At 45.1% G+C, this 23,649-nt stretch carries 14 protein-coding genes and 1 tRNA gene; 5 read left to right on the top strand and 10 right to left on the bottom strand.

Annotation, left to right across the window (positions count from 1 at the left end):
* Positions 1 to 157: 157 nt before the first annotated feature.
* Positions 158 to 2,866, bottom strand: coding sequence for a DNA polymerase I (polA, locus tag J7J62_05390; protein ID MCD6124586.1), 2,709 nt, complete (start codon positions 2,864 to 2,866; stop codon positions 158 to 160).
* Positions 2,867 to 3,068: 202 nt separating this feature from the next.
* On the opposite strand from polA, the gene J7J62_05385 reads away from it, so the two are divergent.
* Positions 3,069 to 3,413, top strand: coding sequence for an isoprenylcysteine carboxylmethyltransferase family protein (locus tag J7J62_05385; protein MCD6124585.1), 345 nt, complete (start codon positions 3,069 to 3,071; stop codon positions 3,411 to 3,413).
* 660 nt (positions 3,414 to 4,073) lie between these two features.
* On the opposite strand, the gene J7J62_05380 is transcribed toward J7J62_05385, so the two are convergent.
* Positions 4,074 to 5,045: a C4-dicarboxylate ABC transporter gene (locus J7J62_05380; protein MCD6124584.1), complete on the bottom strand. Its 972-nt coding sequence runs from the start codon at positions 5,043 to 5,045 to the stop codon at positions 4,074 to 4,076.
* A gap of 718 nt (positions 5,046 to 5,763) precedes the next feature.
* Here J7J62_05380 and J7J62_05375 point away from each other — a divergent pair.
* The 4 genes from J7J62_05375 (at position 5,764) to J7J62_05360 (ending at position 14,362) form a co-directional block, all read left to right on the top strand.
* Positions 5,764 to 5,837 (top strand) — tRNA-Met (locus tag J7J62_05375).
* 20 nt (positions 5,838 to 5,857) lie between these two features.
* The gene (gene rimO, locus J7J62_05370) at positions 5,858 to 7,189 is read left to right on the top strand and encodes a 30S ribosomal protein S12 methylthiotransferase RimO (GenBank protein ID MCD6124583.1); all 1,332 of its coding nucleotides are present in this window, start codon (positions 5,858 to 5,860) and stop codon (positions 7,187 to 7,189) included.
* A gap of 80 nt (positions 7,190 to 7,269) precedes the next feature.
* A complete protein-coding gene (locus tag J7J62_05365) occupies positions 7,270 to 8,805 on the top strand; it encodes a YifB family Mg chelatase-like AAA ATPase (GenBank protein MCD6124582.1) in 1,536 nt (511 codons plus the stop codon).
* 130 nt (positions 8,806 to 8,935) lie between these two features.
* Positions 8,936 to 14,362 carry a T9SS type A sorting domain-containing protein gene (locus J7J62_05360; GenBank protein ID MCD6124581.1) on the top strand — a complete coding sequence of 1,809 codons (5,427 nt, stop codon included), beginning with the start codon at positions 8,936 to 8,938 and terminating at the stop codon, positions 14,360 to 14,362.
* A 56-nt stretch (positions 14,363 to 14,418) separates the two neighbouring features.
* On the opposite strand, the gene J7J62_05355 is transcribed toward J7J62_05360, so the two are convergent.
* The 8 genes from J7J62_05355 to J7J62_05320 form a co-directional block, all read right to left on the bottom strand.
* Complete coding sequence (locus J7J62_05355; protein MCD6124580.1) at positions 14,419 to 15,582, bottom strand: hypothetical protein; 1,164 nt, start codon at positions 15,580 to 15,582, stop codon at positions 14,419 to 14,421.
* Positions 15,579 to 16,502 carry a hypothetical protein gene (locus J7J62_05350; GenBank protein MCD6124579.1) on the bottom strand — a complete coding sequence of 308 codons (924 nt, stop codon included), beginning with the start codon at positions 16,500 to 16,502 and terminating at the stop codon, positions 15,579 to 15,581. The genes J7J62_05355 and J7J62_05350 overlap by 4 nt, the downstream gene beginning before the upstream one ends.
* Positions 16,484 to 17,368: a hypothetical protein gene (locus tag J7J62_05345; protein ID MCD6124578.1), complete on the bottom strand. Its 885-nt coding sequence runs from the start codon at positions 17,366 to 17,368 to the stop codon at positions 16,484 to 16,486. The genes J7J62_05350 and J7J62_05345 overlap by 19 nt, the downstream gene beginning before the upstream one ends.
* A gap of 10 nt (positions 17,369 to 17,378) precedes the next feature.
* Complete coding sequence (gene argF, locus J7J62_05340) at positions 17,379 to 18,302, bottom strand: ornithine carbamoyltransferase (GenBank protein MCD6124577.1); 924 nt, start codon at positions 18,300 to 18,302, stop codon at positions 17,379 to 17,381.
* Positions 18,303 to 18,426: 124 nt separating this feature from the next.
* Positions 18,427 to 20,037, bottom strand: a complete 1,611-nt coding sequence (locus tag J7J62_05335; GenBank protein MCD6124576.1) for a hypothetical protein — start codon at positions 20,035 to 20,037, stop codon at positions 18,427 to 18,429.
* A gap of 109 nt (positions 20,038 to 20,146) precedes the next feature.
* On the bottom strand, positions 20,147 to 20,851 hold the full coding sequence (locus tag J7J62_05330) for a DUF1573 domain-containing protein (GenBank protein MCD6124575.1): 705 nt from the start codon (positions 20,849 to 20,851) through the stop codon (positions 20,147 to 20,149).
* A gap of 126 nt (positions 20,852 to 20,977) precedes the next feature.
* Complete coding sequence (locus tag J7J62_05325) at positions 20,978 to 23,134, bottom strand: hypothetical protein (GenBank protein ID MCD6124574.1); 2,157 nt, start codon at positions 23,132 to 23,134, stop codon at positions 20,978 to 20,980.
* 20 nt (positions 23,135 to 23,154) lie between these two features.
* Positions 23,155 to 23,649 (bottom strand): sugar transferase (locus J7J62_05320; protein ID MCD6124573.1); only part of this gene is annotated, 495 nt, incomplete at its 5' end.

The following is a 23,649-nucleotide window of genomic DNA, read 5'->3' as shown; positions in this document are numbered from 1 at the left end:
GGATGGCACAGATGACGGTGGTAATCCTGTTCCCGAGGGAGTTTACATCTACACCATCGAGGTTGCCGGCGAGATTGTTTGCGAAGGGACTATCACAGTCGCCCGATAAAATACCTTAACCTCCGCGGTCTCCGTCCTTCCGCGGTATCCGCGATTACTAATGTGCCTCAGCCCAATTATCGCCCACACCTATATCAACAACGAGCGGCACGCGTAGTTCGACCACCCCTTCCATCTCCTCCTTGACCATGTTGCGAAGTTTTTCGACTTCCTCGCGGGGCACCTCAAACACCAGCTCGTCGTGCACCTGAAGGAGCATTTTGGCAGAGAATTTTTCCTCCCTGAGCCGTTTGTGGATGTTTATCATGGCTTTTTTGATTATGTCGGCAGCGGAGCCCTGAAGAGGAGTATTTATCGCGGCTCGTTTAGCTGCCTCGCGCATCTGGTGGCTTTCGCTCTTTATTTCGGGAATGTATCTTCGCCTGCCCATTATCGTTTCAACATAGCCGTTCTCCTCGGCAAACTTTATCGTCTTTTCAACGAACTCTTTAACCTTGGGGTAGCGCTCGAAGTAACTATTGATGAATGCTGCGGCTTCCTCGTGCGTTATTCGAAGCTGCTGTGAGAGACCGTGCGGACTCATGCCGTACATTATCCCGAAGTTAACTGTTTTTGCCGCTCTACGAAGGTCTGGGGTTATGTCCTCCATGGGCAGCCCTGTTATGAGCGAGGCAGTATATGAGTGTATGTCAAACCCTTTTTTGAATGCCTCAATAAGCGTTGGGTCCTCCGAGAAATGCGCCATAAGTCTTAGCTCGATTTGTGAATAATCCGCTGACATCATAAGCCACCCTTCTTTTGGCACGAAGCACGAGCGTATCCTTTGACCCAATTCGCCGCGCGCAGGAATGTTTTGCAGATTGGGGTCTGAAGAGGAGAGTCGTCCTGTGGCGGTGGCAGTCTGATTGAATGTCGTATGAATCCGTCCGGTATTCGGGTTAACGAGCTTTGGAAGTGCGTCGATGTATGTGCTCAAAAGCTTCGAAAGCTCCCTGTATTGCATTATTAGCTCCGCGATCTCATAGCCCTCGAGTGCAAGCTCGCTTAAAACCTCAGAGTTGGTCGAATAGCCCGTTTTGGTTTTTTTCTTCGGCGGAAGGCCAAGTTTAACGAATAGAATCTGCGAAAGTTGTTTTGGTGAGTCGAGGTTGAATCGTTCGCCTGCTATGTCAAAAATTTTCTCCATGAGTTCGGCTTGTTTGACCCTTATCTCGTCCCCGAGCTGGGTGAGCTTTTCGACATCAAGCCGTATCCCGGTCATCTCCATGTCCGCAAGCACCCAAACGAGTGGCATCTCAAGGTCGTGAAAAAGGTCCCACAATTTGAGTTCCCTGAGTTTTGGCTCGAGGATTTGCGCAAGTCTTAAGGTTATGTCCACATCCTCGCAGGAGTATTGCGCCGCAACCTTTGGGTCGACTTTGTCGAAACTTACCGCCTTATGCCCCTTGCCCGCTACAGCTTTGTAACTCGTCATCTGGTGTCCCAGATACTTGAGCGCCAGAAAATCCAGTCCATGCTGATACGAGCTTGGTTCAAGAACATATGACGCAACCATAGTGTCGAATATCTCACCGCCAAGCTCAAAACCCGCCCGCCGAAGAACCTTTATGTCATACTTTATGTTTTGTCCTATTTTTCGCTTTTTTGATGTAAGAAGCGGTTGAATCTTTGATTTAACCAATTCCATAGGAACATTGTCGGGATGACCGAACAGACTATCTTTGCTGCTGTGCGCTATAGGTATATAATATCCTGTTGACGGTTTATCAGTAAACGATAATCCCACGAGTTCAGCTCTCATCGGGTCCTCGGACGTCGTCTCTGTGTCCAAAGCAAACTCGTCGCACTTCTCCAGTCGTGAGATAAGCTCGTTGAGAAGCTCTGTGGAGTTTATCAGTTGATACTTTTCGCCGTGGGTTTGCGTATCGGTGTGTTCGGGAAGCAGCTTTTTCATTAGTGTTGCAAGCTCGTATTCCCGCAGAATAGGGATTAGCTTTTCTGGGTCTGGCTCGCTAAGCTTTGCTTTCTCCCAATCGATTTCGATGGGCAAATCGGTCTTTATGGTGGCGAGTTCCTTTGATAGATAAGCGCTTTCTTTGCCCTCCTCAAGTTTTTTCCTTAATGCAGGTTTTATCTTATCAAGATTTTGGTAAATTCCGTCAAGCGAACCGAATTCCTGAAGCAGTTTTACTGCGGTTTTTTCTCCAATCCCTGGCACTCCCGGAATGTTGTCCGACGCGTCCCCCATGAGTGCCAGAAGGTCAACGATTTGTTCAGGTCTAATGCCGAATTTTTCGTGAGCATTCTCGTATGTCCAAAGCTGGTCGGGTTTGTTAGCGCGCCCAGGCGCAAGCATCGATACTCCTGGGCTAACAAGCTGGAGAAAGTCTTTGTCACCGGTATAAATTATAACATCGAAACCTGCTTGCTCAGCCTTTTTGGCAAGTGTCCCCACGACATCGTCTGCCTCAACGCCATCAACCACTACAACCGGTATTCCCAAAGCCTCGTAAGCTTCCTCTATAACTGGAAGCAATTCACTTAGCTCGTCGGGCATCTTGGCACGAGTCGATTTATATTCGGCGAACATTTTATGGCGAAAAGTTGGTTTCCTCGAGTCGAAGGCAGCTATTATGTAGTCGGGTTTTACCTCGCGGATTATTTTGTGAAGTGAGTTCAGCGTGCCGTAAAGCGCGCTTGTATTGACGCCCTTCGAGTTCCTCAGCGGGTTTTTAATCATGCTAAAATGGTTTCTGTAGGCAAGAGCGGTCCCATCTATGAGAACAAGTTTTTTCTTTTTTGCCATCTGTGACCTCCTTTTACCCCTAATACAATTTTAACATAGAAATACGAAAATTGAAAGGTTTTTAGTTGGTCTGCGATAAAATTTCGCTTCTTTTTGGAAAGATTTCTTGACTACTGTTTCGGACACTTTCAAGGAATTTTTCTGACCTGTTAGCAGTGGTTATTTCTTTTCTGCGTTGATCTTACCCCTCAATCTCTATTTCTTGGCGCTTGGAATTTCGCTTCTTATTTTGGGTTTCATAATTCATGGATTATCGCATAAAGAACATAAACAGGCGCATTCCAAAGCAGAAGATATAGAAAAAATAGTAACAACAGGCATATATTCAAAAATAAGGCATCCTGGATATCTTGGGTTAATTCTGATGTATTTCGGCGTAGCTCTCTTATTCCATAATATACTTGCAACTGTTGCGGCCGTTATTTTATCATTCCTTCAAATTTTAATAGCCTTCGCAGAAGAAAGATTTTTGATTAAAAAATTTGGGGAAGAATATGAAGAATATATGGGGCGAGTACCATGGAGATTTATTCCAAAGGTGTTTTGAGGGATAGGCTTTGTCTTATGCCTCCGCTCAAATCCTTATCATTCATTTCCAAATTTTATATATATTAGGAACATCAGATAACAGGCAATGAAGCTCAAAAGAGAACATGAAGAACAAAGAGATAATCTTGATTTTATTATTAATTATATAATTTTTTTATAATTGGAGAAGCGTAGCTTCCCATAAACACTATGTTATACACTGTGCCAAATCTTACTACACTATCATTCATGCCTTTTCAATTTTTAACAAAACATTCTGACTAACCTCAGTAATTGTGGAATTAAGACATCTAAAAAGTCTGAGCAGAATGTTGAGTATTGTTTATTCAATCTTTGAAGTTCCATTTTTAACTTTCCCTTAGGTGCAAACAATAAATAGCAGAAGTGCTGGCAATGATTTTGCTTAATTTGGCCAAATTTTTTCTTTCCCTTCTTCCCCGCGAACTTATTCAGGGAGATTTTCCTCGTCTTGGATTCGTTGCTAACCCAATATTTTTGCGAAAGTGTATAACGGTCTCAGCATATACAACATTACCGAATGGAACTTAGAGGAATCTTTATTTACTCTTTATCCGCTGGGGTTAGTTTTTATAGTGTTTCATTCGCTTTATTTTGCAGATTCCTTTTGGTATGTTTGAATTTTTCAAATTTTATCTTATTAGCCCCTAAACAAAGTCCCATGATAAGCACGAATAAAAGTTTTCACAAAAGTAACCAGCCAGAAGATAAATAAAAGCCAATACAGGGCAAAACCAATGTAATCTATTAGTTTGATTTCAAATAATGATGAGATTGTATGACTTGCGGCTACATATGCTCCAAGAGGAAATGTAAAGGCCCACCAAGACATTGCATAGGGAAGTTTAAGTCTTTTTATGTAATGAATAGTCATTGCAATAGCCATTATAACCCACCATATACCAAATCCCCAGAACAGAAATCCGAATACAAAGAAAGGCTCTTTCACTGCTATAAAAGATGAGTTTTTGGTGAGATTAACCAACGCAACAGTTCCAGCTCCGATAGGTCCAAGGTTTATCCATATTGTTGGGGCGAGAGTATTCGGTAAAGGATGATGAAGAATAAATCGATACATAGCTATAGCCAATAAGGCAAGATATATGAAAAAGCCAGATCCCCACCCAAAATAGTTGAGGAATGTAACAAACTCTCGTGCCATTCTTGAAACATGTGGTATAATTAAACTTCCTGCAATAGGAATCACAATTAACCCGACTGGTGGAATAAACCATGCTGGATTTATGTGGTCGAGTTTAACATGTTCACCTTTGAACATTAAATACGGTGTTAGTATGCCGAAGAATATTGTGGCCAGTGTTCCTATGAACCAGAAGATTTCTCCTATCTCCATGTTTTTGCCGATTACAATGAAATCCGCTGCTAAAACAAGCATACCTATCGCTATCGTAGCATAGAAGTTTGAGAGCACAGGGTGCTCCAAATCATTTAATGCTTCTTTTCTGAATAAAATCCATCTAAGAATCCATGGGATTAATAAAACAAAGAAGAGAATAATGTTAAAGTAAAACAGTATATAAGATATGTTTTTCAGAAAAGGAATATACCGGGAGTAAAATAAACTGGTCATAGCCAGTATTCCTGTTCCCATAACGCTTGCGAACCAGGATGGTGCGAAATTTTTAACAATCTGACATTTGCATTCTATGTCCCTTAACACGATGCTGCCTCCGACATTTATATTCTCTTGGTTCTTTACTTCATTTACTAATCTTTTCTCTAATTTTCTCGCTTCCCTTCATCCAGAAGAATCTCAACTATTTTTAATCGCGTCTTGTCGTATAATGCATTGTTAAGAAAATCTCTCATGTTCCACAATGTGAATGGGTATCAAAATATGAAGTTCGCAATTATGTCAAGAAAAATTCGCAAACATAAAGAGGGATTTTCTCATAATTTCAAAATGGGGCAAATTGAACATAACATGCTCATATCATGACTGTTCAGATATTCTCCCCAACAAGAAATAAACCTTAAACTGTTCGCATGTAACTCCTCTGGACGAAGATTATTATTTGTCTTTGTCCATATGTTTCGCCTCAGATTGAAGATTGTTCAACAAGTTTTTTGTTGTAGAAATTTAATGTGCTAAAGCAAATTTTTAATTGTCGTTTTATTTTATTTCGACCTACCTAATAACCTTTGCCCTTCAAAAACACGCTTTTAAATTTATTCGCCCTCTAACCTAAGAAAAGAAAATTAATAAGTCGTGTCCTCTTTTCCGCTGTTCTTTTTTCCATCAACCCCACCACCAAACAATGAAAAAACCCTCTTGACAGCGGTGGGAAAAATTTTATAATAGAGTTTGACGCGGGGTGGAGCAGTTTGGTAGCTCGCCGGGCTCATAACCCGGAGGTCGAAGGTTCGAATCCTTCCCCCGCCATTTTTAATATTTTGTTTGAAATGGAAAATTCATGCGAAAAGCAGAAATTCTTTATTTATAACCTTGGTTGTCCAAAAAATGAGGTAGATGGTTATCTTTGGAGCAAGTATCTAATCGAGCAGAATCTTGCGCCCTCCGAAAATCCATCCGATGCGGACATACTTTTGGTTAATACATGTGCATTCATCGAAGATGCGAGGCGTGAGTCGGCTGAAGCTATATCACAACTTCTGAGAATTAAGGAAAAATTCCCGTGGAAAAAAGTTTTAATAACCGGTTGCTGGGCGCAGAAGGATGGGGAGAGGCTTCTTGAGATGTTCCCACAGGTGGACGGTATCCTTGGAAACGCCGACATAGGTAGTGCAGCTAAAGCTTTGAGGGAAATCATCGTTAACAGCGGAAAGAAAGTTCACATACCGGAATCTTTTGCCCCTTGGTATCCCAATCTTACGGTTGAGCATAAAGGCTCATACGCTTTTCTTAAAATAGCCGATGGGTGCGACAATTTCTGCAGCTACTGTCTGCTCCCTTACATCAAGGGTAGATACAGAAGCATTCCTGAGGATGTCCTCGTTAAACAGGCTGAGTTTTTCGTAAAAAGCGGAACAAGGGAACTCGTGTTGATAGCCCAGGACACCACAGTTTACGGCAAAGATATTGGTGGTGATATAATCTCGCTTCTTAGAAAATTGAACGACATTGAGGGCGATTTCATAATAAGGTTAATGTATGCTCATCCGCGGGGTGTTGACGAGAAGTTGGTTAGGACCATAGTCGAACTTCCTAAAGTGGTAAACTACCTCGATATACCGCTTCAGCATTACGATAGTCAAGTTCTTTCACGGATGAATCGCGGCTATAATTCCGAATACATAGATCGCTTGATCGAGATGATTTTTAGCATAGCGCCCGACATGACCCTGAGGACTACATTTATCGTTGGATTTCCCGGTGAATTTGACGAGCACTTCGAAAAATTGTACGATTTCGTTACCAAAGGCTATTTTACTCATCTTGGCGTTTTCCAATATTCCCGTGAGGAGAACACTCCTGCATATTCAATGGATGCCCAGGTTCCGCCCGATGTGGCTTCCCTGCGAAAGGAACAGCTGGAAATGGCGCATGATTCTATATCGTGTGAGCGCAATAATGAACTGGTCGGCAAGGTAGTCGATGTCCTTGTAGATTCACCGGCACTTCGCGATGGTTTCGTTATCGGTAGGATGCTTCAGGATGCGCCGCAGGTCGATAGAATCGTGCGAATAAAGGGAGAGCTGAGAGTTGGCGAATGGGCTAAAGTAAGGATTATAAGGTCGTTCTCACACGAATTTCTCGGGGTAGCGGAAGAGTAAAAACTATTGATGCTTGACAGAATAACTTCGTTAGCCGATAATTTATTTAAAGCGCTTTATGTTAGTTAAGGGAGGATGTTTTGTACGCATCGGCAAAATCGGCTGCCGTTCTCGGGGTTGACGCTTACATTGTCGATGTCGAAGTTGACATAGCGCATCGCGTTCCTGCCTTCTATGTTGTTGGCCTTCCTGATAATGCTGTAAAGGAAAGCCGTGAAAGAGTGATGTCTGCCATAAAAAACTCTGGCTATCCGTTTCCTCGAGGGAGAATAACGGTTAATCTTGCCCCAGCCGACATAAGGAAAGAGGGCAGTGCGTTCGACCTTCCCATAGCCATCGCGATTCTCGCCGCCGCAGGTTCCATAGCGGTTGATGGTCTTGGAAAGTTCGTCATAGCAGGCGAACTCGGTCTTGATGGTGCTATATCGAAAATAAGGGGAATACTTCCTATAGCTCTTGCCGCGAAGAAAGAAGGTATTCCTGCTGTTATAGTTCCCAAGGACAACATTAAAGAGGCTTCGATTGTTGGCATTGATGCGTATCCAGTTGAAACGCTCAGGGATGTTGTGGAGATACTTGAGGGTAAAAGCCTTATATCGCCATTCAGGCTTGATATAAAAGATGTTTTCGAGATGGGGCAGCTCAGCAAGTATTATGACTTTTCTGATGTAAGAGGGCAGGAGCATGCCAAGCGGGCACTGGAGATAGCCGCTGCCGGTGCACACAATATACTTATGATAGGGCCGCCAGGAGCGGGCAAAACTATGCTTGCAAGAAGATTCCCGGGGATTCTTCCACCGATGACCCTCGAGGAAGCACTTGAAACCACGAAAATTCACTCAGTAGCAGGTGTGCTCCCCTCTGATACCGCACTTCTCACCGAAAGGCCGTTCAGAGCGCCTCATCACACCATTTCATACGCGGGTCTCGTTGGAGGTGGTGCTTATCCCCGACCGGGGGAAGTGTCGCTGGCGCACAATGGAGTTTTGTTTCTGGATGAGCTTCCAGAATTTCAGCGTAATGTCCTTGAGGTGCTACGGCAACCGCTTGAGGATGGCGTTGTGACGATTTCACGGGCTGCTATTACTTTGTCGTTTCCAGCCAAGTTTACGCTTATGGCCGCCATGAATCCATGTCCATGTGGTTACTTTGGTGACCCGTATCATCAGTGCACATGCACACTTACGCAGGTTAAAAAGTACAGGGCAAAAATTTCCGGTCCGCTTCTGGATAGGATTGACATGCACATAGAGGTTCCTTCGGTGCCCTACAAAAAACTTGCAGGAGAGCCTACAGGAGAGAGTTCAGAAAAAATTCGTGCGCGAGTGGTTGAGGCGAGGCTTATCCAGCAACACCGCTTTAAGGACATTAAGGGGATTTACGCTAACGCACATATGAACACAAAACTTATTAGAAAGTTTTGCAAACTCGATTCCGATGGCGAGGAGATATTAAAGCTTGCCATGACGAAACTTGGACTTTCAGCAAGAGCATACGATAGGATATTGAAACTTTCCCGCACGATAGCAGACCTTGAGCATTCCGACGAAATAAAGCCTCACCATGTGGCTGAGGCTGTCCAATATCGCTCTCTCGACAGAGAACTTTGGGCGTAATTAAATACCTCAAAAAACAAACATAAAATAGGCTTTAAATATCCACTAAAACTATTTGAAAAAGAGCTAAAATGTCGTATTCTTATTTATGAATTTATTTTCCAGCTAAATTGAACAGGGGAGGTAGACGATGATAAAGCGTTCATTTGTTTTTATAATATTGCTTTTGGTAGGAATGGCTTTTTGCCAGCTTGATACTATTCCGCCTCAGATAAATTGGACCTCGCCATCGCCGGGAGAAACACTGGTAAGAATAGGACCACATTGGAGTGGGCATGACCCGAACTTCATAGTGTCATTCAATGATACTCTGCCATCGTCAGGGCTTAATTCGGCATCGCTTTTAATAACTCTTGCCGAGTGCGACAGCCCGGGAACTACCATAACGGGTTACATAAGTTTTGTAAGCTTTAACTTCGGTTTTGCGAACTGTCCTTTCGATTGGCTTGGTCTTGATACGAACATGTGCTATCAGCTTTGCCTGAGTATTGCTGACAATATGGGCAATGCTGACACTGAGTGCGTTCGCTTCTACACATCGAGCGAGGTTCTTGATACCTGCAGTCCTGTGATAATAAGCACGCATCCCGAAGGAATGGGTATATTATGCCCACCTGACGACTCGATATGGTTTGTTGTGGTTGATTCGGCGCGAAGCTGCGATTATAGTTCCGGCGTTGGGGATGCAGTAGCAATTTTGACCGTAAGTGGTGGCGCACCTGAAACTCTTTATGTTGATTCAGGACTGGTGCGAAGCGACATCGACTCTATAACCTCATTATTTGTGCTCGATACGGCATACTACACGCTTCCACCTGACACGAGCGTGAATCTTGTGATAATTGCATATGATGTTTCCGGTAATAGCAAAATTTCAATGCTCATGTTCTATACCTGTGATACCGTTATGGTTGATACCTGTGCGCCCATAGTTGAATGGACGGCGCCATTTTACGGTGAAACCCTTGTAATGATTGACAGTATCTGGCGCACGACAGCATGGGACACAGAGTTCGTGGTGATTGCCCATGACACAGGAGGTATGGGTTGTCCTGGGTCAGCTATAGATACATACTCGATAGGGGTATTCTACACTCCGTGTGACACGGCTGATACTCATTACATAGGCGGACTTACCGCAGTGTTCATAGAAACTAATTTCGTTTATATAAGCGGGCTTATGGACTCGCTTGAACTTGACCCCGGAAGGTGCTACAGGCTCTGCCTGCGCGTGGGCGATGTTAACGGAAACAGAATTATAAGTTGCGTTTTGTTTTACACCCAGCCGCCACTAACGCCCGACACATGCCCACCAGTTGTCGCAGATTGGGTTCCACCTTCAGACACATGTATTCCGTTTGGCTTTATGGTGGATGCTGTGATATGCGATGACATGTCTTGTTCAGTTTCGCCACTTATCTCTGAATCGCTCGTCGTCACGCTTCTTACAGCTTCGGATACCACTGATGTCACGGATAGCGTGATAATAACGCCTATCGGAAGTTGCATGAGGGTCTCTTACCGGATAGGTCCACCTCATATCATGCCGGGTGATACTTTTTCACTTTGCGTCCATATCGTTGATACTGCCGGCAATGCACTCGATAGCTGCAATACATGGTTTGTCTGCAGGGGTGGTGGCGCAGACCTGTGCCCGCCTATTGTCGATTGGATAATACCTACTGATGGCGAAACTCTGATTATGCGCCGAATGTATTGGTATACGAGAAGCCTCGATTCCATCTTCAGGGTCTCCATCGTTGATACTGGTTGTCCCCCTACTGATATTGATTTGTCGAGCATAAATGCTTATTTCATCAAACCTGGCGTGCCAACACACTTTCCCGTGCCTTATCGTGTCGCCGACCACCTGCCTGGTCATGTTTTAATAGAAATGAACAACATTGATTTTATTCTTGATCCGGGCTCGGAATATCGATTCTGCGTTGAGGCATCTGATGTTCGCATGAATCATGCTGTAGGTTGCATAACGGTTTACACTATAAGCGCTACTTCGGTCGACAGTTGCCCTCCTGAGCTTGAGGAATGGTATGTAACCCCGGGCGATACATATTGTCCCCCCAGCAGGCTCGGGTTCAGGATTTCTGACCCGTATGACTCTGTTGTGTGCACCTACGCTTCTGGAATTGATGTCCCTCGTATAACGGCTCTTTGGTATGTAGGTGGTCCGCCAACAGTTTTAAATCTGGGGGTGGGTTTATTCGTGGATTCGGTTGGACCGAACACTTACAATGTTTGGGTTGACCCCCGTGCTATTCCACTTGTTCCCGGCAGTGGAGCAACACTTTGCGTTAGATGTAACGATATGCAGGTAAACATTCTTGACACATGCATGACACTTTACATCTGCGACTCTATTCCCTCTCTTTCCGACACATGCCCGCCTCTGCTCCTTTTGAACATCTTCGATGGCGAAACTCTAACATCGGACGGCGTAAGGTGGTATAACACCTATGGCGACACGATTCTTCGTGGACGACTTATAGATAACGGTTGTCCACCGACTGGTGTGGATACTTTCTCCATTATAGCAAGGTATCATTTGTGCGCTGATACAATATGGTTTGATGCGCCTTTAAACATCGAACTATTACCCGCTGATTCGGTGGGTATATCGTGCCCGTTCCGTGCGCTTTCGCTTATGCCGGCATCCTGTTATGAGCTTTGCTTTAATGCCTCGGACTTGCTTTGGAACTATGGGGTCTACTGCCTTCATTTTTACACATCGACACCGCCTATGGACACATGCCCGCCGACTATTTTGTTCGCCGAGCCAGACACCATGACACTTTGCGTGCCACCTGGGACGACAAGTTGCTCCTTCATTTTTGACGACAGGCATTGTTCTGTGGTTACTGGAATAGATTCGGCGACATTAAGATTAGACCTTATGCTTGATGGAGTTCCTTTAGCGCCTATTTCCACTCGATTCGTCCATATGACCGATAGCGCAGCATCCCTGATAGTTAAGTTCTACACTGATACAAGTTCAACACTCCTTTCGGTGGGAATTCAGATAAGCGATTATGCTGGTAATATGTCAGAGGCACACATGGACTGGTTCGTGTGCAGCGCTGATACATGCCCACCTGTGCTTATTTATTCATCTGTCTCCGATAGCGACACTATATCAGTGCATTCTCCGCCGCGGTTTGTTCTGGTGGACCCTCTTGACTCGTTGTGTCCTTTCTGCAGCGGTATCGATGATTCCGCAATTGAGATTAGCATAAGTCGGGGTGTAGCATTTCCAGTACTGCTCACCCCAGGGCATGGTTTGATGGTGTCCACATATTTATGTTCTGCCACAGTTGTGCTCGACACGACCGTTTTCCCACTTCGATATGGCGAGACATATCATGCAGGTCTTAGAGCATTGGATAGGGCTGGTAACTTGCTCAGAACACCTTCCATAACATTTTTCGCCGAGCTTCCCCCGGACACGACACCGCCGTGCATAGAAATATTAGAGCCATCGCCGGGCGAAAGCGTCTCAAGTATGGTAACAGTAAGGGTGAAAGTGTGCGATAGTTGTGCTGGTTCGTGGGGAATATCGGGTATCGACTTGTCGTCGCTAAGATTCTCGTTTGATGGCGATACATCTGCTGTCTCATCGGTTACTCATCTTTACGATTCAACCTGTCACGGCTACATTTTGTACTATTCTGTCAGCGGTTTGGGAGTGGATACTCACACTGTCTGCTTGCGTATAGCAGACTTCGCAGGCAACTCCTCGGACACATGCTGGTCGTTTATCGTGGCGCCTTTTGTGTTCGAGCTTATAAGTCCAGATTCTGGAAGCGTTGTGAGTTGCGATTCTCTGGCTATTGTGCTTCGCTTCCCGCATGGTATTCCGCCGTATTGGAGCTTGATAACGGTTAGTTCCCCCTCTGGAAGTCTGGTCGTAAGTCCCGTTGATACAGCAGTAACTGAAGTAAGAGGAGATACGCTGATAATAGAATGGCTTCTCTCCTTAACCGATGGGCTGTGGAGCGTTTACAACGATTACAGCAGGTATTATTTCACCATCGACCGGACGCCACCGCACATAGAGTTTGTCATGCCACGCTGCGCCGACACCTTATGGGATACTGCCTCATATATTGTTGCCTATATTGTTGACAGCAACACTGTTTACGATTCCAGCATAACGATAACTATCGATACTTTCGCCTATATAATAAGGTCGTCACTGGTTAGTTGGTCTGCGACGACCGGGACTTTGCGAGTGGGGCTTGACTCAATTCCTCTCGTTGATTACCGCAGCATAAGGATTTGCGTATCAGCAGCGGATATGCCCGATACATGCGAACCAAACTGCGACACAGTGTGCTGTGTGTTCCCTGTGGGACACATAATTAAAGTTGTAGGAAGAGTGCTCGACCAGGCTCTTAACCCTATTCCTGGTGCCAGAGTTATTGGAATGCGCTATTTGATGCCATCGGATGTGGTTTTCTCGACTTTCACCGATGCTTCGGGAGCCTATTCAGCGGAGCTTCATCCAAGAGTTATGACTATGACATTGATGATGGCAGCCATTGACACCTCGGGTGCTCACCGTCCCGAATTCTGGAATGACCAGATTTATCCCTTTGATGCGGATACGATTTCGCTTCACCCCGGGGAAAATACATTCGACTTTGTGCTCGAAACTTATTCCACCTATCACTTTATTAAGGGTAAGATAACCGATGCTTCGCTCGGGACCGGTCTGGAAAATTCGCTCGTGATGGCGTTGCCCACCGATACGGTAAGAACTGACCGCTATTCCTTTGCTATAACCGATTCGGTCGGCGATTATTCCATTCCAGTTGAGGACAGCACATATTATGTGCTTGCGTATAGCGATGGATATGTTCCAAGCTACTACGGCGGGGTTTTTCATTGGGATTCCGCAGCGGTGGTGAGAGTGCGAGGTAGCGATGTTGAGCACATTAACATTCCGCTTAGAAATGCGCCATTAACGCCCTCAGGGAGTGTGATTCACGGAATGACTTTTGTAGTTGTAGGCGATACGGACACCGTTGCCACGCGAGGCATTATCGCTATGCTTTGCGAGCCCGCAAGCGATTCTGCGCGTTATGCCTCTATTTCTGCTGTGAGCGGGGAGTATCAGATGATGGGTATTCCACCCGGAACATACAAAGTTGAGGGCGAAAGAGTTATCTACATCCCCGCGTATGGATGGGAAACGGTAACATTGCCCCCTGCTGCCACCCGCGATATATTCCTGAAATGGGCTGGAGAAGCCGGGATTAAGGAACTTGAGACTAAGCCTTATTCAGTTGCTGTCGCTGTTTTCCCCAATCCGTTTAATCGTCGCTGTGCCATAGACTTCAAGCTGGCTCGTCCGTCGTTCCTGCGAATGCGCATATACGACATATCAGGTAAGCTTGTTTCGGAACCCGTTAACGCACATTTGAGGGCGGGCTCGTATGTTACTATATGGGATGCTGGTGATTTGCCCTCAGGAGCATATTTTGTGGTTGTTAATGCGGGCGAAAAAACAATCAGAAAGGTCGTGTGGTTGATTAAGTGAGGGTGTAAAAAGTTTGGAATCAATTTTGGTGAGGGTATTTCGATGAGTTGCCCTCATTAAGCGAGCCCTATTTTCGCGAGAGCCATGTTTCTGCCCTCAACCATGTTGCGAAGTTTCTCGAAAGCTACTTCCCAAGTGCGGGTGCGAAGCCCACAATCTGGTGCTACAAGTATGCGTGAGGGATCATTGATACGATCTACAGCGTATAAAATCCTATCTCTAACGAGTTCCGGGGGCTCGATAAAGTCGGTGTGAACATCTATTGTTCCGAGCCCGATTTTGAAGTCGTATTCCCTTAAAGTGTCGAGCAGCCTATACCCCTTTCGTTTTTTTGCTGAAACGCCGAGTTCAGTCGTGTCGTCGTTGGCATACTCGAAGTGAAGTTCGTCTATTATGCCCTCAAGTCGCCCTATTTCAGGGAAAAGAAGGGAGTAATCGGAGAAACATATGTGAATGGTGAAAAATGCCTTTCCTGTAAGGTCTCCTATCGAATCGATTACTGAGTCGATGAAAACCTTTATTTCGTTGCGCCTTGTGGTCGCCGCTGGTTCGTCTATCTGGATGTACTTTGCGCCTGCATCGATAAGCGCCTTTATGTTTGGATGGATGACCTCCTTAGCCAAATCAGAAATAAACGCCTTCCTTGCTTGACTGAGCTTTTCAAGGAAGTTTTTGGAGCCTATGGCAACCGAGCCGATGTAATGTTCGTCGTAGGACCAATCGGCTATTGTGTATGCACCAGTTATCGGCACTTTGAGAGGTTTTTTTGTCAATTTTAACGCTGAAAGGAACTCATCCACATGATACGGACTTTCGAGTTTTGGCTTCTTAACGCATGCTGCTTTGCGGAAATACTTATTATCGAAACTTCTGACATGTCCCACGAACTTAAAACCCTTTATCCTGCGAACGGCATACTCATACATCTCGACTCTGCGCTGTTCCCCGTCATAGATTATATCGAGCCCTGCCTTCTCGAAAAACTTCAGCGCGAATAGCACCGAAAAGTCGACCACTTTCCTTTTGTCGTCAGCGGTGAAGTCAGCTCGTTTATCGAGTATTCTTAGTAGCTCATTGGCTTGCTCGCCTATATCAAGAATTTCCGCCCATTTCTTTGCGTACTCGATATCCGATTCGTCAATTACTTTGCCCGCAAGCACCTTAACGCGCCATCCGGGTTTAGCAAGACTGCCTATTTCGTGCGTCAGGATTCGTGTCATTTCACGCTCTCCACTGATTTTAGGACCTCAACTTTCTTTAACGCAACCTCGTAGGGTAAAAATTGAAAGTCAGCATTGCCCGAAATGATAATCCCTGCCGGAAGTATCATGTTGCCAACCCTCTCAATAAACTCGCGAATGTCATCCGGTTTCTCGATTAGAGTATTCTCGGTATTAACTACGCCAGCTAAGAGTGCTATGTGCTCGGGGAATCTAATGCCATCCAGTGCCTCGATGGGAGTCCGATAAAAATCTATGCCCAAAGCATCGATGGGAAGCGACAGGTAAAAATTAAGCCTTTCAGCTATGTTTCCGAAATATGTGTGCAAGATAATTTTGCACTGAATGTCACGGATGCCCTTGTAGAACTTTTTCAAAGTTTTCTCGTGTTCCAGTGGCTCGTCGGTGAGGAAAGGTTCTTCGAATACTATCGCACCACAGGTTTCATCAGAAAGGAATTTTGTGATTTCTGCAAGTAATCCCGCAGCTTTTTCGAGGCTTATTCCTTCTGAGAACCTCACGAACAAACTGGGTGAGGGTAACACCCTCATCATTTTGCCCTCATTACCCTCATCAAAAAAGTATTGTTTCCACCAATGTGTGAGTTTGCCCTCAAGTATTTTTACATTGCCCTCAAAGTAAAGTCGACGATAAAATGTGTTCGTCTCGAAAAACCTTACAAGTCCATCAACCCGTGCACCAGTTAGTATTTCCGAGAAAGGCCGAAGAAGGTCCTGCCAATTAAGAAGACCATCGCTTATGAAGGCTGCATCTTTTTGAAGTGAAAAAAGCAATTTCCGTTCCTTTTCCTGAAGGGAATAAACATGCTCGGCGGTGCAACGACCGCGGTCGAATTCCCGAGTTGCTTTTATGAGGTCCTCGTCCCGCGGAAATATGCCGTTTATGATATATCCGTGCAACTAAGTTCCCCCTTGATTAGCTGTGAAAGCATTACCTCACTTATCTCGAGATTATTGTACATCACATGTTCAAAATTTATTCCTATCCGCTCCTTGCCATATCTTTCTTTCAGTCTGTTTATCTCGTCCACTATGCGCCAAAGTATTTCGCACGAATGCTCTGCAAGTTTGGTCTCGTCCATCGAGAAGTAAGACAGAACTGCGGTAGGAAACTCAACCCCAAGCCACTTTATAAATTCTATGTCACGATTACGCACCACCGGGGCGAGCGATACATATATAAATGGAAATTCGTTTATGCTTATTTTTTTCTCGAGCTCAAAGAGTATTTGCTTCATGTTTTCAGTTTCGTAGATGATTTGCGAGACGAAAAACTCTATCCCTGCGTTCATTTTCCGTATTATTCTTTCGGCTTCGTTTTTTCTGGTGAATATCGTTATCCCACCGAGCTTCACATCCGGATAGTTCAACTTCGCCCACTCCGCTGCCTCAAGAACACTTGGCCCGAGATAGCTTATTTTACTCGATTCTCCGCCAACCAGAACGAAGTATTTGTAACCCTCGCTGATGCGCCTATCGAACCATTCCCTGAACTTTTCGAAAGGTCGTCTCACCGTTATGTGGTTAAGCATTATTTCTATGGTGGTGCACCTTTTTCTTATTATCGCTGCGAATTCCTCCACGGGAACTTTTTCGCGGTAGGGCACGGGTCGATTCTCCCGCGCTTGAGCTACCACCTCTGGAATGTTTAACATGTTTATTCCCGTGGTCTCGAGGAGTTTGACTATGCCTTCCACCCAGCCTTCGACGCGTTCTTTCGCCCATGCTTTCGGCGGCGGAATTATTTCAAAAATTACCGAGTCCATATCGTTGTTTTTACAAGCTCTTGCCGAAAAGATGGATAATTATTGATTTTTGTATGTGAAGTCTGTTTTCTGCCTGATCAAAGACCACAGAATGCGGTCCATCCATTACTTCATCGGTTATTTCGCGCCCTCTTTCAGCGGGAAGGCAATGCATAACTATCACATCATCCTTGGCATGCGAAAGAAGCTTCTTGTTCACCTGAAACGGTCTTAGTTTTGCCTCACGCTCGGCTATCTTTTCTTTCTCGCCCATTGATGCCCAGACATCGGTGTATATAACATCGGCGCCATTAACCGCCTCAACGGGGTCGAATGTGATGGTTATTTTCGATATGCCTGCTTCCTTGGCGCGCTCAAGGATTTCCTCGTTTGGGGTCCTTTCGGGAATTGTTCCTATCCTGAGGTCGAGAGGAATGCGTGATGCGATGTTAACCCATGAATTTGCTATGTTGTTGCCGCCATCGCCAACGAACGCTATGGATATTTCGTCTATCCTGCCTTTTTTCTCGTGTATGGTCATTACATCGCCCATGATTTGACACGGATGAAGAAGGTCGGTTAGCGCATTTATAACGGGAACGGTGGCATATCCAGCGAACTCAACGAGTTCTTCGTGAGAAAAGGTCCTTATCACTATTAGGTCGAAAAATCTTGATAGAACTTTAGCAACATCGTGAACGCTTTCCCGCTTTCCCATTCCAACCTCCGCCTCGGAGAAAAAAAGCGTTTGCCCTCCAAGTTGCCTTATGCCGACCTCGAAACTTGCCCTGGTTCTGAGCGATGGTTTTCTAAAAAGTAGGGCTGCATGTTTGCCCTCGAGTATGCGAGGCGTTTTTGATGTCCCGCTTAGTTGCTTGAGGATCAATGCGTCACTAATTACTTTGTATATCTCATGGGCAGAAAAATCCGCACAAGAAAGAAAATCTCGCTTCATTGATGCCTCCTTGCAGTTGGGACTGTTATTTTAACGCCCACCCCAAATTAAGCAAGAAATTTTTTACATTTGTTGACAATAGTAATTTTAATTGATTATAGGATAGGATTATCGGTAGGAATTCTCATCCAACGATTATCACCCTGAATAGCAATCCAGCCATGGTGAAGAAAAGCAATGCAGTGAAAAGTTTTATTATGGCGGTTTTCTGCTGAAGCATCGCGTTGAGTTGCTCTGATGTAGCGCCGAAGTAGGAAACAATGAAAACTGCAAGAAGCGGGAGTATAAACATTAAATTGTAAAGAAGAAGGTAAAGATATGCTTTTAATCTTAAACCGGGTATTCCCATCACGAAAATTATCGTTGGGAGATAGACCTGCCCGGTGCAGGCGAGCTCGAGGAGACTCACGAGAAAGCCAGTTATTAAGGCGGCGAGTATGAAATTGCGCCTTTTCCTGGGTTCGTTGGTTGATATCATAAATCTGTGTATTCTTTTCCTCAAACCGTTGGGGAGTTTCAGAACCATATCGCCTATATCGCCCTTTTTCGCCCTTATGTAGTCAACGATGGAGAACACACCCAATCCGGCCGCAAGAATGGCTGTGGCAAGGTAAACCCAGCGTGCTATAACTTTAAATATCGAAAGGGAAGAAACGAAACTTAGGAGACCAATGCCTATAAGATAATATGTTACAAATACAGCAACCGTGTATGATATGCCAACCATTATTATCTCGCGCTTTTTTCTCCCGGCTACTGTGAGAAATGTTATGAAAAAAATCAGGGCGCCCATGGCACATGGGTTTATGCCATCAAGGAGACCGGCGAAGATTATCGGGGCAACATGAAACTTTGAGAACCTATGAGCGATCCTGTTTTTAGCCGCAATGAGTTCTGAATCCGTAACTGCCATCCAGAATTTCGACGAGCCTCGAGGGTAAAGGTGAACTATCGAATCTATTATCGGCTCGTTTAGTTTATCGAGACCAGTTATTAGGGAGTGCCTCTCAAAAAATACGGCTGGCGTCGCCAACCTGTGCTTTTCGGGAACATTAAGTCTCTCGCAGAGAGCCTCGTTAAGAAGTTTGCTTTCGTTTTTTTCTATCTCGAAGGTTTTATAGACGAAGGCGACAGGGAAATCGTCTGTAGGGTATTTTTTGCTTAAAAACTCGAGGTCGAGATGGACTCTATCGCAGTGAGCGCATCCCCGCTTTGAGAAAAAGGCTACATACACTGTTCCGATTCGTTCAGGTTGCGCTGAAGGTTTCTCAGACATGGTCTTTTCGGGGGCAGTTTTCGGTTTGGCAGGGGTTTTTTGAGTGGTGGTTTCCTTCTTGGCGATTTTTTGGGGTTTGGTCGGAGCAGGCTTTTTAAGTTTTATGGCGTCCTCTATGGCACTGGCAAGCCCTTTTACGACCTCATCCAGCCCACCGAAAACCTTGTTGCCAACGAATATCACGGGGAATTCGTTGCCTCTATCGTTGACTTCTTCCTCGCGTTTTAAGAGCTTTTCGTAGTTTTCAGCATTTTCCTCGACCTCGTAATATTCGAACCTGACCTTTTCGCCATACTTTTTCTTGAGCTTTGGCAGAATTTCGTTCATGACCTTGTGGCATTCCTCGCAATACTTGGAGTAATACACTTCGACATTTACCGTCCCATATGCTTTAACTGGAAAGAGTGTGAAGAAAACGGCAAGAACAATTACAGTATATTTAGCAATGCCTCTCAACATATTGAGCAAATAATAGAAATTACAGCTATATATGCAAGACTTTTTTGGTAGGCTTTATGGTTTGGCGTGAATTTATTGGCTTTTTTAGAAAAGAATGTGTGGCAATGTCTTATTCAGTCCCACCGCAAACGGGTATTGTGAAGCGAGTAATCTCATTCCCCGCCTGCCCAAGAACAGATACCGTTACTGATGCGTGGATGTAATGCTCCTTTGCTGCACCTTTCTTCACGGAAATCTTTAGTTCTGCCCAGGTCCCCGGCTGAAGCTGGGATGTGCTGAGCACAGGCTCCTCGAGAACCTCGTCGAAGTAGTCGATTACTTTAAGCGTCACAGGCTTGTGGGTTATGTTTTTGATTTTAACCGTCCCCTTCGGTTTGAACTTCCAGCCTACGCCAAGGTCGAGCTTCCACGGGACTATCAGAACTGTCTTCTGTTTCGATGTATCCATGTTGGCTATTATCATTACCTTTTCGGCAGGAGCCTCGGGGTCGTTTGTGATTATTATAGCTGCCTTAGCGGTGCGATGGAAGTATCTTGCACTGTTGAAAAAAAGGGAAAGCTCTGTCTGCTCGCCGGGTTTTATTATGTGTGTTTTTATCGGGGCCCAGGTGCAGCTGCAGGTGGTTCTTATCCGGCGGATTTTTAGAACATCTTTACCAGTATTTTTTATCACAAATTTATGAACCACATAAGTTCCTTCAGGCATGTAACCGAAATCGAAAGTAGGTTTTGGTATGTAAAGCTTTGGCTGTGCCCAACTGGCCGCAGAAACAAAGAAAATTATTAATAAAGTCTTAATCTTGACTCTAACCATATTTTACCCCCTTTCAGTGAAATAATTATGAAAAAAGAGAAAAAGTCAACATTATAAAGTTGACGGGATACAATTTTTTGTTGACAAAAAAATTTTATTTTTTATATCTTATTGAAAATTTTAGAGTTACATAAGATTGAATTTCTTCCTTAGAATCCATTCTATGGCAAGCGAACAAACAGCGATAACAAGTAAAACAGGGAGGTTCCAGAGTTCTTTTTCGTGCGAGAGCATTTTAACTCGTTTGTCAAGCTTTAGCTCATCGTCAAGCTTTTCTATTAAGCTGGCGGGCAGATATTTGCCGCCGGTGTGTTCGGCCAATAGTTTAAGCAGTGCCTCATCCTGATTGGTTTTCGCAAGCTCGATTTTGAATGGCTCAACCATTATGGCTGTCGAGGCTTTGCCGATGGTGTCTCCATTTAGGGTCGCGATGCCTTTTATGATGTATCGCCCTGGCGAAAGCGAAGGAATGTTTGCTTCGTAAACTCCCGATGTGATTTCCGTAAGCTCCGTTGACGATACCTCTGCCATCCCGGAATCGGGATTAAGAATTCTTACGCTGACTACAGCACCGGATAGAGGTTTGTTTAGTTCGTTGCGAACTGCCGCAGAAAAAGTTATGGGTTCACCGCTTGAGAAGACTCGTTTGGAAGGCATTATTTTGAATCTCTCTATTTTTTCCTTGGCAAGAAGGTATTGCGTTAGGTTCCTGACAAGTTTCATAAAAACCTTGCTGTCCCTTCCGTATGCCATAGGCATCATTGCCCATCGCCACAAGGGCGAACCAGCTACTATCGCGCTTTTTCCTGAGCCATACTGTCCAACGACAAGAATGGGCGTATCCTTTCCACCAGCAAGTTTACACGATATAAGCACAGATGCATCCGGTTTTGGTCTAACGGGAACGAAGCCCATCAGCGGTGGCATTAGTGGTAGTTCCTCGGCGATGCCCTCGATGTCAGTTATGGGGCTCGTGTATCCATCGCCGCCGAGTTTTGGGGTTAGCTCACCGCTTCTGAAAGCTATAGGCTCCACAAATTCCACGGGTAGCGCATTAGAAAGCGCTCGAAGCCCTGAACTGCCGAGTGGCGTGCTTTCGTCGAGTAAGATGAGTATTGAACCGCCCTGTTTAACATACTGCGACAGGGCATTACCGAATTCTCTTTTGAGAAGAGGACCGCAGTGTATTAGCACGATAGCGTCGTACGCAAGAAGCGCTTCCGGTGACGGAGAGGGTAACCTCAGGTTTTTATCCCCGCCGCCTTTCTTTGAATAAAGGTACACTTTGATGTGAGGGTCTTGTGAGATTCCCCGTTTCCAGAATGTTACTTCCCACGATAGGTGGTCGCAGGCAATAAGGACTTTTTTTCGCGAGGAAAGCACATTCACGGATACTACTCTCTGATTGTTCGACTTTGTTGCCTCACCTTTTATAGTTGGCACGCTGACCTTATAGTAATGTATCCCTTCTTTATCTGGCTTTAGCGCGAACTCGACTCTTACTGACTGTCCCTCCGCCGGTAGCATAACCTGCTTTGAAGCTATCTTTTTTCTGCCCTCGTACAGATTTACCATTACTTTTTCCTCTCCTGCTCGCCAGGCTCTTATGTCAGCGACTACTTTGAGGCTCTCGTCCACATATGCGACAGGGCTCGATATAACATTCGCTACCATCACATCGCGCATTGGCGTCGGGTCGCCAACACCTATCGTGAACACTGGAAATGGATACGCTGGAGAGACGCTTATAGGGTCGATGCCAATGTTGTTTTGCCCGTCACTAATGAGAACTACTGCACCTATGTCCATCGTCTGTGCAGTATCAAGGATTTTCTGAAGTGCATTGCCTATAGCAGTACCGTTGCCGCTAAAGTCAGGTTCTGAAAAAGGCTTTAGTGAGTCAGAGAACAGGAAAAATTCGCATGGAAATCTTTCTTTAAGTTTGGCGAGAGTTTTTGAGGTAAGTATTTCGCGCACTATCTTTTTCCTATCTCCGCTGGGGTCGCTTATCGACATACTTTGTGAGTTATCCACGAGAAAAACGAGTTTTGGTATTATCTCTTTTTTCGTTACTATCCTTAGCACAGGGTCGAGCAAGGCGAATATTATCGTGGCTACGGCGATAAAGCGCAACACACACATGATTATCCGTGCTGATCTCGGAGAGTCAGGAATTGTAGTTCTGTACACGAGGTACGAACCCACCGCCCCTGTTATCAAGGCCACAAAAAGCACAAGTTTGTGCGGGTCTCTGAATGCTATTTCCCAAAGGGTATTGTCCATGATTGCTTTCCACGGAGGTTTTATTTTAAGGCTCGCTCTTTTAGGGGTGAGGTTTGCGAGCCGCCAAGTTGCTTTGCAGTTTCAATCTTTTCGGAATCCACACCAAGACCATTCCTGCCTAAGACCAGCTTTAACCATATGGTATTCGTGTATTCAGCGCGTCGCGGAACATTGGGAAGAAACTTTCTTATAGTGTTGTCAAGAAGCACTATCGGGGTTAAAACCACTATCGCAAAGTCCTTTATCGCGCTCCTTCGAGGGTAGTAAAAGTTTTCCAGCTCAAGCTTTTTTCTGTAATCAACCCCCTCACGCAGAGCAAGCTGAGAAATGCCAAGTAGTCCGGGCCTGTATTTGAGCACCTGTCTCTGGCGAGAGGTATATGTTTTCACCACACTCGGTAATTCCGGGCGTGGACCAACAAAACCCATGTCGCCTTTTATTATGTTCCAAAGCTGGGGAACCTCATCTATCCCCGTTGAACGGATTATGTGGCAAAGTTTTGAGAACCTCGGGTC

This window comes from bacterium (genome assembly GCA_021159335.1).
Lineage (GTDB): Bacteria > UBP14 > UBA6098 > B30-G16 > B30-G16 > JAGGRZ01.
This window is presented reverse-complemented; position numbering and strand designations above follow the sequence as displayed.